The following is an 8,531-nucleotide window of genomic DNA, read 5'->3' on the forward strand; positions in this document are numbered from 1 at the left end:
GATGGCAGAGAGGTCACACCCGTTCCCATACCGAACACGGAAGTTAAGCTCTCTAGCGCCGATGGTAGTTGGGACCTTGTCCCTGTGAGAGTAGGACGTCGCCAAGCAACTGTAAGACGAGTCAGAATGACTCGTCTTTTTTGTATGCTTTCATGCCTCTGTTAATTGCTTGTTTAACTCCTTCTAAATAGGCAAAGCCATGCCTTTTATCGGGTTCTAAGTAAGTACCTTCTGCCCATTCATTCCACGCATTAATAAATAAAAACTCGCTGTTGTAAAGAGAATAGGTGCGCTGGATTTGCTTACTTAAATATATCGTGAACTTCTCAGGAGTAGAGCCTACGAAAATGCTGCTATTTAAATCTTTGCGGCGTGCTGTGTTATCCCAGTCAACAAAGGCACCGGGAAATGTTTTTTTCTCTGAAGGAGATCGTTTTAATATATACATCCACACTTTATCATAATCCCAAGCGTTTATTTGTTTACCAGATTCATATATTATCTTATTTATGTCGGAAGAACTATCATGAGCAATTGTATAAAAAGGCTCGAATTGAATGCTAGCATCAAATCCATTTATATTAGGAAGTGGAAAGCTGTTTAATGTTTCTGTGAAGTATATACCTTTCAAACCATTTTCTTGTGCGAGTGTATTCCAGTAGTTAAGCATCTGCTCACAATTAGGTATATGCCCAGGACGATAAATAATGAATAGTGGTTTATCATTTATACGGATATACCTCTCATCTTGGAAAGCTTGTAATAAATAATCAAAGTGTTCTTTCCAATCTGATAATTCTCCGTAATTTTGAGGCATTAATATGTGACTATCAAGACCATCCCAAGTTTTTGTCCATGGTTCATTTGCCCAAGATAGGCAAAATGGAAAATCTGGTTCGCCCATCTGAAGTACCTCATTAAATGGTCTCTCCAATAGCCTCTTCCCTTTAAACCAGTAATGGTAATAACAAAAACCATATATGCCGTGTGCTTTAGCAATTTCTGCTTGCCACTTTCTTACGGATGGGGTGGTTAAGTCGTAATAAAAATCTTGATAAGGTTCTCTAGGTTGATAATGTCCTGAAAATAAAGGTCGTGCACTTTTAGTATTTGTCCATTCAGTAAAACCTTTTCCCCACCATCGGTCATTTTCTTTTATTTGATGAAACTGTGGTAAGTAAAAAGCAATTATTTTCAAGATATATCCCCCTTATGTGCTTCGTAGTTCAAGTGGTGGGAAGTTATTTTTGATTTTTCGAATCTAGTTAAAGCATGAGAACCGTTATTTACTTACTCTGTTTATGCCTCATAATGAATTTTTTTGTACAGTTTGCTTGATATGGAAATCTTTAATGTTTTAATATATACGGCTGAGAAATAAAATAATCTTCATTATACAATGAGCGAAAGAGTTAATCTTTTTGGAGAACAAATAGAGCTTGGGGTAATCGGTTTGCATCATCAAAAAAGTCCCGCAGCTTTAAATACTTCTCATAGTGATTTTTAATATAAGTTCTAGGTATAACAGTTTCTCCGTAGAAGCTACTATTTCTAACGTCTCCAGCTCCCGTAGGGCTGTGGACAAAATTGCCGCTTTCATAATCCGAGATGGCACGATTTATATCTGGAAAAGCTTGAGATAAAGTTTTATGCCATCCTGTCTGAATTAATTCAGGGTGTTCCTTAAATTGTTGACAAAAATCGAGAAAATAGCGCGCTTGTGTTGTGGCGATGAAGATGCCACCTGGACGAAGAATTCTTGAAAATTCCTTTATCCAATTTTCTGCAGTTTCTTCGGATAAATGTGAGAATACAGAATAAGCGAATATGATGTCTAATGAATTGTCATTAATAAATTCTGCAGGAGGTTGTGGGGGAGCTATTTTATATCTGCCTCTTCCTAAAGTTTCGTTACAAAGGTTAATCATTACAGGGTCTACATCAATACCAAGCAAATTTTTATGGCGAACATCTTTAAAAAAGAAGCGTATGATTCTTCCCCAGCCACAACCAAAGTCTAAAATTTTCCGTTCTTTATTCAAGGGAACGCCTAAATTATGGGCGTATGTTTTTACAAGTCTATAAAACAAATATGCTTCATAAAGAGCATGTTCATAGGAAGCACCTACAAACTGTTGTTGAATTTCTTCAGGGGGGAACATAGGTACTGGGACACCATTTATCTTTGTTTGTGAGCAACTTTGTACAAATAGATGAAGAAGATCAACATCAGAAAGCGGGCTAACAAGGTTATCAAAATCACTTCCTAACTTAAAGTCATCCATTTGTTAACCTCCAAATTATATAGTGCCTAAAAATTATTTTCTTGTTTTCTACTAATAAAAACGTGTAAAAATTCAGCATCTAAGCCCAGTGATTTATCCTTTTGTAAATAAACTAGGGTATACATATTTGCATGTGTATAAATATATTCAATCATATCTTGGCCCCAATCAAATGTTACTAAAGACCCATTCTCATCAATAGGATTTCCGTGATAAATTGGCTCTTCAATATACTCAATTCCATCCTCATTGATTCTTGCCCTTTGCAAAGTTTTTGGAAGAGTGTGGTACCAAGGGACAGTAAACACATGAGCACCGCCAGGCTTTAATACACGCTCTATTTCTTTAAAGGCTTTGTTTGGTTCCATTACATGTTCAAAGACATCTTGAGTAATGAACAAATCAAAAGATTCATCTTGGAAAGTCATGTTTTCTAAGTTCTCGCATCTAATCCCTTGAAAGTATTGGCCGAGAGGATAGTTTTTAAAGTATTGAGAGTATGTATAGTTTTTGCAGTTTTTTATTAGTAGTTGAGTTGTAATCCCTCCAGGAGAGGATTCGTGAATATGATAGGAATCCCATTTTGGAAAAAATGTATTTAAAACATGAATTAAAGCTCTCTGCCTTGGTATAGAGTGGCATGTAGAACATAAGTAGTGATCTCTAAGCCAATCGTTATGCTCTATAAATGTAGCTTCCTTCTCACAAATAACGCAGTATCCGTTATTATGTTTCAAATTACCTTCCACATGACATCACTCCTGTGTAAAAATGCATATGGCACATGCGTCAATAATCAGTGAATTCAAAGAGGGTAGGTGAAATTTAGGGAATCTATAACAGTAAAATTGATAGAAGGGAATAATTAGCGGTGGAGAACCCCACTCTAATTAAAGTTTCACTTTATGCTATGCGATACATTCGCTTTTATTCATTGAAGAATGTATCGATTTAAAATATCCCTTTCGTGTACGGATACATTTCAAAGTCTTGTGCATATATTTCTGTAACTAACGCCATTGTTTCTTCATCATAAAAACTTTCATATGTCGGAAAGCGAGGGAAGGCGACATCTGTAATGCTGAGCTCTGCATAGCTTCCTGTATACATCATTTTATGAGCACGATGATGATCTGAATTTGTAAGTAGCGCTAAATTAGATTTAACTAAATCGTACGTATGTTCTATTTTGGTGATTTGTGTATTAAAATCTTCTAAAGGAATATAGTGTTGGATGAAATTTTCTTCACCCGGAACGTATTGCTGACTAAAATGTATGTCCATTGTTAGGGAATTGGGACCTAATGCTCGAACGTAATATAAAAATTGTTTAAATGATATTCCTCGGTTACTATATTTGTCATTATATAAATACTGGCGGATACTTTCCCATTGAGGAATTGCATATGGATTGTCAGCAAGTAATAAAAATGAGCTGACGGCCCTTGTATAGGGATTTCGTACAAGTTTACAAACAGCTTTTTCTGCTGTTAGAAGCCCATTTTGTAACTCTGGTATGTAGTTGGTGTTGTTTTTATACACCCAGAATTCATAGTAATGAATAAAGTCATGGTATTTCTTTGCTTCATTAAACAATCCGATTTGAAAAAAGAACCAATTAGCTAAAGTAGTGCATCCGCTTCTATGGCTCCAGAATAGTATAAGTGGAAAGTCTTTATGGAAATGTGGGATTCGATCTTTATGTAGAATTACATGATTTAAAAGCTCTTGATTTACATTCTTCATACATGTAGTGCTCCTTTTTGAAAGTTTTATTTATGGAGAAGGGGAAAGCTTTTACTAATCCAATATATTCATAGGAATGAGTAAATATTATGAGTGTTTTTTCGGGCGGCTTAAATAAGGTAGTGATTCTAAAGGGGAAATAAAAAATAAAGATAATGAAAATTTATAAGGGGCATACAATTATAAGAGACTCAATAATAGAATTGACTAAGTTCATTTATTTGTATTTCTAGGTGTGATAAGCAAAAATCTTATTACTAGAGAGGATATTATGCGGAAGAATAATTATTTAATAGTAGGTGGAAATAGTTTCATTGGTATTAACCTCGCATTAGGTTTATTGAAAAAAGGCCAAAATGTAAAAGTATTTTCCAGACATATAAATAATTTTCCTCAAAATATTATAAGTGAGGTTGAATTTATTAAAGGTGATTTAGCAAATGTTGAAGATATATATAAAGCTTTAGTGAATGTGGATATAATTATTTATTTAGCTGCAACGTCTAATGTAACAACTTCAATTGAAGATGTTTTCGGAGATATAAATAGTAGCCTTTTTTTTCTTAATTTCATGGAAAGTGCTAAAAATTTCCCTATTAAAAAAATCGTATTAGCGTCTTCTGGAGGCACAGTTTATGGTGAACCGGAATATCTGCCTATTGATGAGGAACATCCATTAAAACCACTTTCTCCTTATGGAATAACAAAGGTGTCGCTTGAAAATTATTTGTACTTTTATAAGAAAAAATATGGAATGGACTATGTTGTATGTAGATATTCTAATCCGTATGGAAAATATCAAAACCCGTTAAAGAAAGTTGGAGCAATAAATTGTTTTTTGTATCAGCATCTCAGTAATGAAAAGATTAATATATATGGGAATCCACAAGAGATTATTCGAGATTATATTTATATTGATGATTTAGTGGAAGTTACTATACAACTATCGCAATTAAATCACTTGAAATTTTGTGTGTATAATATAGGTAGCGGAAAGGGTCTCTCTTTAAAACGAATTATAGTAGAATTGGAGAAATTAACGGAAAGAAAAGTGGAATTTATCTGCTATAAACAAAAGCAAGAAAACGTTCAAAAAATCATTTTAAATATAGATAGAGTAAGACGAGAATGTAATTGGGAACCGAAAGTGGATTTCAAAAGTGGAATTAGATTAAATAAGCTATGGATTGAAGAGTTCTTATATAGTAAAAAATAATAAGCCATGCCCTACTTCTGTATAAGTAGAGCGTGGTTTATTATTTTATTTCTTTTTTTATTACCCAAAGATCTTGATGTTCCCACCAAAAACCTTCAGTGTATTTTTTGATAATAGGATTATAAGGTAATAATTTAATTTTGTCACATACGTAAGAGGGGCTAACAATCGTTTGCCCGTATTGATGAACATCTAAATCGAGTTGTTCGCTAGAGGGAAGAAACCAATACCCCTGTTCATTTAAAGCGGGAAAACCGAAGTGCTTTTTACTTTGATATCCATGAGTTGTGAAAATGAATAATCCGTCAGGGGAAACAGCGTTATACAATGTTTGAAGCCAACGAAACCAAGTTGTATCAGGCATATGAGAAAAAAAGGATAGACAAAAAACGATATCATACGTAGACGAGGCTAATTTTACTTGTTCTGGTTCAGGGTGAGATAATAGAGATGAAGTATGTAATGTGTTTTCAATAAAAGTAATAGCCTCTTCGTGTATATCGCAAGTAGTTATACTTAAGTTCGTTTGCTGATTTAATAAATGACGTGTTACGCAGCCATATCCGGATGCGAATTCTAATAATTGAATTGGAGTGTCTACAGGAGGATAAAAGGAAGTAATTAAATCTAAGAGTGTTTCTGCTGATTTTCTTCCATCTTTAAAATAATAATCTATTGCTTCTTTTTTAGATGGAAAGACTGGATTTGTGACAAGGAATTGAAAGATATGATCTTCTGGGTGGATATTTGCACTTACATTGTATTTTTGTGCAATTTGAGAAATCAAATGTTTATTTGCCTCTATAAATTCTTTCAAAGAGTAACACCCCTTAAATAATAGTAATGTCTTACAAGAGATACTGATGATAAAGAAAATATATAATTAAACCTTCAAATATGCTTCAAGGTACTTTCTATATGCATACATTTTCTTTTTTGAAATGTCGTCGATAGTAAAGGTGTCTTTAATGAAATTCTGCATTTGTACAACTTCACTGTAGTGGGAATATGAATCTTCTGTTCTTGTTACGCTATTTGTATGTCGTCTATGATAGTTTAGAGGTTTTGGATTAAAATAAATGTTCCCCTCTTTAAGAAGAGAAACATAGAAAAACCAATCACCAGCTATTTTAAACTTTTCCAATTGTTTTGCTATTGTTTTTATATCTATGTTTTTAAAAACTACACTTGAGACATTAGGTATGGTGTTTTTGATAAGTAACGTATCTTGTATTTCATCTATCCCTTTTCGGACATAAGAACTCTGCCATTTTTCCTTATCAATATCATTTGTGTAATCCAAATAATGATTGGCCAAGATATTTCCTTGTTCATCTATTTGTTTTGATTGTGTGTAGCTTAAGGCAACATTACTATCTATATGAAACCCTTGTATTACTTCTTCTAAAAATGTCTGATCACATAAGTCATCGGCCTCAGCAATCCAAATATAATCACCGGTTGCTGCAGAGACACCTTTTATCCATTGTTTAAATACAGAACCAGAATTTTTATCATTAATAATCTGCTGAACTTTCAGGTGGTGTTTATTTTCATTTGAGAGCAGCTTTTCAAATATAGATACGCTATTGTCAGTAGAGGCATCGTCTAGGAAAATTAGTTCGTAAAGGGGATAGGTTTGATTTAATATTGATTTAACTCGTTCCGGTAAGTATTTTTCGTAATTATAGTTCGGTACAATGACGCTTATTTTTTTATAATTATGCTCAAGCAAGTTTAATAATTGATAAACGTAATCAAGAAAGTTGAAATCTCTTTCAATAAGTTCTTGGCCAAAGGTCCCTTTTTGTAATCGTAAATCTTCATTCCCGATAAGTTCATATATTCTTTCCAGCATCATAGGTAAGTTTAAATGGTCTACTAATGCGCCGGTTTGTTCCGTAACAACATCTTCAAAACCTCCAGCGTTTTTGAACCCTATAACAGGGACTTTTGTATCTAATGCTTCTAAAACTACGTTTGGGAAAGGATCTTCTCTTGAAGTTAATAAATATAAATCAGCACCGGCGTTATATAAACCGATATCTGGAGTTGGGTCCACTAATGTGAAATGTGCTGTATATCTTGGGGAGATTGTATTAAAAAAATGAACATCTGTTTTCCCAACCCAGATAAAATGAATATTCGTATGCACCTTTCTTACTGAGTAAGCAATAAGTGAGAATAAATCTATTCCTTTTCGATGATCAGCGAAACCTACCCCCAAAATGATTTTGCTATCGAGAGGCAGGTTGTGTTTTTTTCGTAATTCGTTTCTCGCTTTTGCAATATTGTTCTTATAAGGGTTGTGGTTAAACAAACCTTGAGGGAGGATGTGGCATTTTTGATGATCTAATTGGGTGATTGTACGGAATTTCTCATACACGTATTGTGAAGGGAAGACAATTTTGTGGGCAGATTGGGCAATGTTTCTTGCTTTTCCCTCAGCAGAGTACTGTTGTATTAAATGCGGCAATTCATGTATTAATGAAATAACTTTAATATTATGTTTAGCTAGTAATGCAACTATATCACCACTTATGACGGTACTACATATGGCGATGGTATAGTCTTTTAATAATAACTTCTTTATTAATAATTCGACTTTTTCTTCCGTTGGGTAGTTTTCCTCTAGGCAATAAACAGGACCATACTTTTGAAAATCTTGGATTAAAATGCCCGTTCCAATAGAAATAATTGCGACGGAGTAATGAAAGTTTTCTTTAAGGGCTTTAATAGTATGTAAAGAAAGCAGCTGTGCTCCGTGGAAATGGGCATCATGGGATACATAAATGATTTTCTTATTAGCATGCATTTCATAACGCCTCCTAATGTAATTAGATTTTAGTAAATGTAGGATGTATTTATAATTCCTAGAGAGAAGTGGTAGGAGATAATTGTGAATGTAACCGAAATAAAAAAGCTACTTTTAATATATATTTGTGTGGCTTGATATTCATTCTTTAGAAAGTAGAAACTGTCGATTATAAAAATGACTACACTAGTTTATTAATCTTTAGGGAAGGAGTATAAAAAACTTTATAATTTATAAAATAAAAAGGATAAAAAGTATTGACGATTAGAGTACAGGAGTGTAATATAGAACAAGTCGCCGATGACATTAACGTCGAAAGCGACAAACGAAATGAAAAACTTAGTTGACATTGAAAGATGAAAATGTTAACATAAGGAAGTCGCAAATGAGCGACCAAGTAGTTCTTTGAAAACTGAACGAAACAAACAACGTGAAACGTCAATTTTTATTTTAGATGCTAGACAAACTA

Annotated in this window: 7 protein-coding genes and 1 rRNA gene; 2 read left to right on the forward strand and 6 right to left on the reverse strand. The window is 33.6% G+C overall.

Going from position 1 to position 8,531, the window contains the following annotated elements:
* A 5S ribosomal RNA gene (rrf, locus tag MR083_RS25495) occupies positions 1-107 on the forward strand; the annotation flags it as partial.
* Positions 108-121: 14 nt separating this feature from the next.
* Here the strand turns inward: rrf and MR083_RS25500 are convergent.
* The 4 genes from MR083_RS25500 to MR083_RS25515 all read right to left on the reverse strand — a co-directional run bounded on the left by MR083_RS25500 (position 122) and on the right by MR083_RS25515 (position 4,031).
* A complete protein-coding gene (locus tag MR083_RS25500) occupies positions 122-1,198 on the reverse strand; it encodes a glycosyltransferase WbsX family protein (RefSeq protein ID WP_000690990.1) in 1,077 nt (358 codons plus the stop codon).
* Between the two features lie 214 nt (positions 1,199-1,412).
* Entirely contained in the window at positions 1,413-2,285 is an 873-nt protein-coding gene (locus tag MR083_RS25505; RefSeq protein WP_016716310.1) for a class I SAM-dependent methyltransferase, read from the reverse strand.
* A gap of 26 nt (positions 2,286-2,311) precedes the next feature.
* Positions 2,312-3,034, reverse strand: a complete 723-nt coding sequence (locus tag MR083_RS25510) for a class I SAM-dependent methyltransferase (protein WP_000398919.1) — start codon at positions 3,032-3,034, stop codon at positions 2,312-2,314.
* Positions 3,035-3,236: 202 nt separating this feature from the next.
* Positions 3,237-4,031: a sulfotransferase family 2 domain-containing protein gene (locus MR083_RS25515; protein ID WP_000800260.1), complete on the reverse strand. Its 795-nt coding sequence runs from the start codon at positions 4,029-4,031 to the stop codon at positions 3,237-3,239.
* Between the two features lie 271 nt (positions 4,032-4,302).
* Here MR083_RS25515 and MR083_RS25520 point away from each other — a divergent pair, with 271 nt between their 5' ends.
* A complete protein-coding gene (locus MR083_RS25520; protein WP_001230824.1) occupies positions 4,303-5,247 on the forward strand; it encodes an NAD-dependent epimerase/dehydratase family protein in 945 nt (314 codons plus the stop codon).
* A gap of 40 nt (positions 5,248-5,287) precedes the next feature.
* Here the strand turns inward: MR083_RS25520 and MR083_RS25525 are convergent, their stop codons facing one another.
* Both MR083_RS25525 and MR083_RS25530 read right to left on the reverse strand, forming a co-directional pair.
* Positions 5,288-6,064, reverse strand: coding sequence for a class I SAM-dependent methyltransferase (locus tag MR083_RS25525; RefSeq protein ID WP_000657505.1), 777 nt, complete (start codon positions 6,062-6,064; stop codon positions 5,288-5,290).
* Between the two features lie 66 nt (positions 6,065-6,130).
* The gene (locus MR083_RS25530; RefSeq protein ID WP_242270034.1) at positions 6,131-8,062 is read right to left on the reverse strand and encodes a glycosyltransferase; all 1,932 of its coding nucleotides are present in this window, start codon (positions 8,060-8,062) and stop codon (positions 6,131-6,133) included.
* Positions 8,063-8,531: the final 469 nt, after the last annotated feature.

The sequence above is a fragment of the Bacillus cereus group sp. BfR-BA-01408 genome (genome assembly GCF_022663305.1).
Taxonomy (GTDB): domain Bacteria; phylum Bacillota; class Bacilli; order Bacillales; family Bacillaceae_G; genus Bacillus_A; species Bacillus_A pacificus.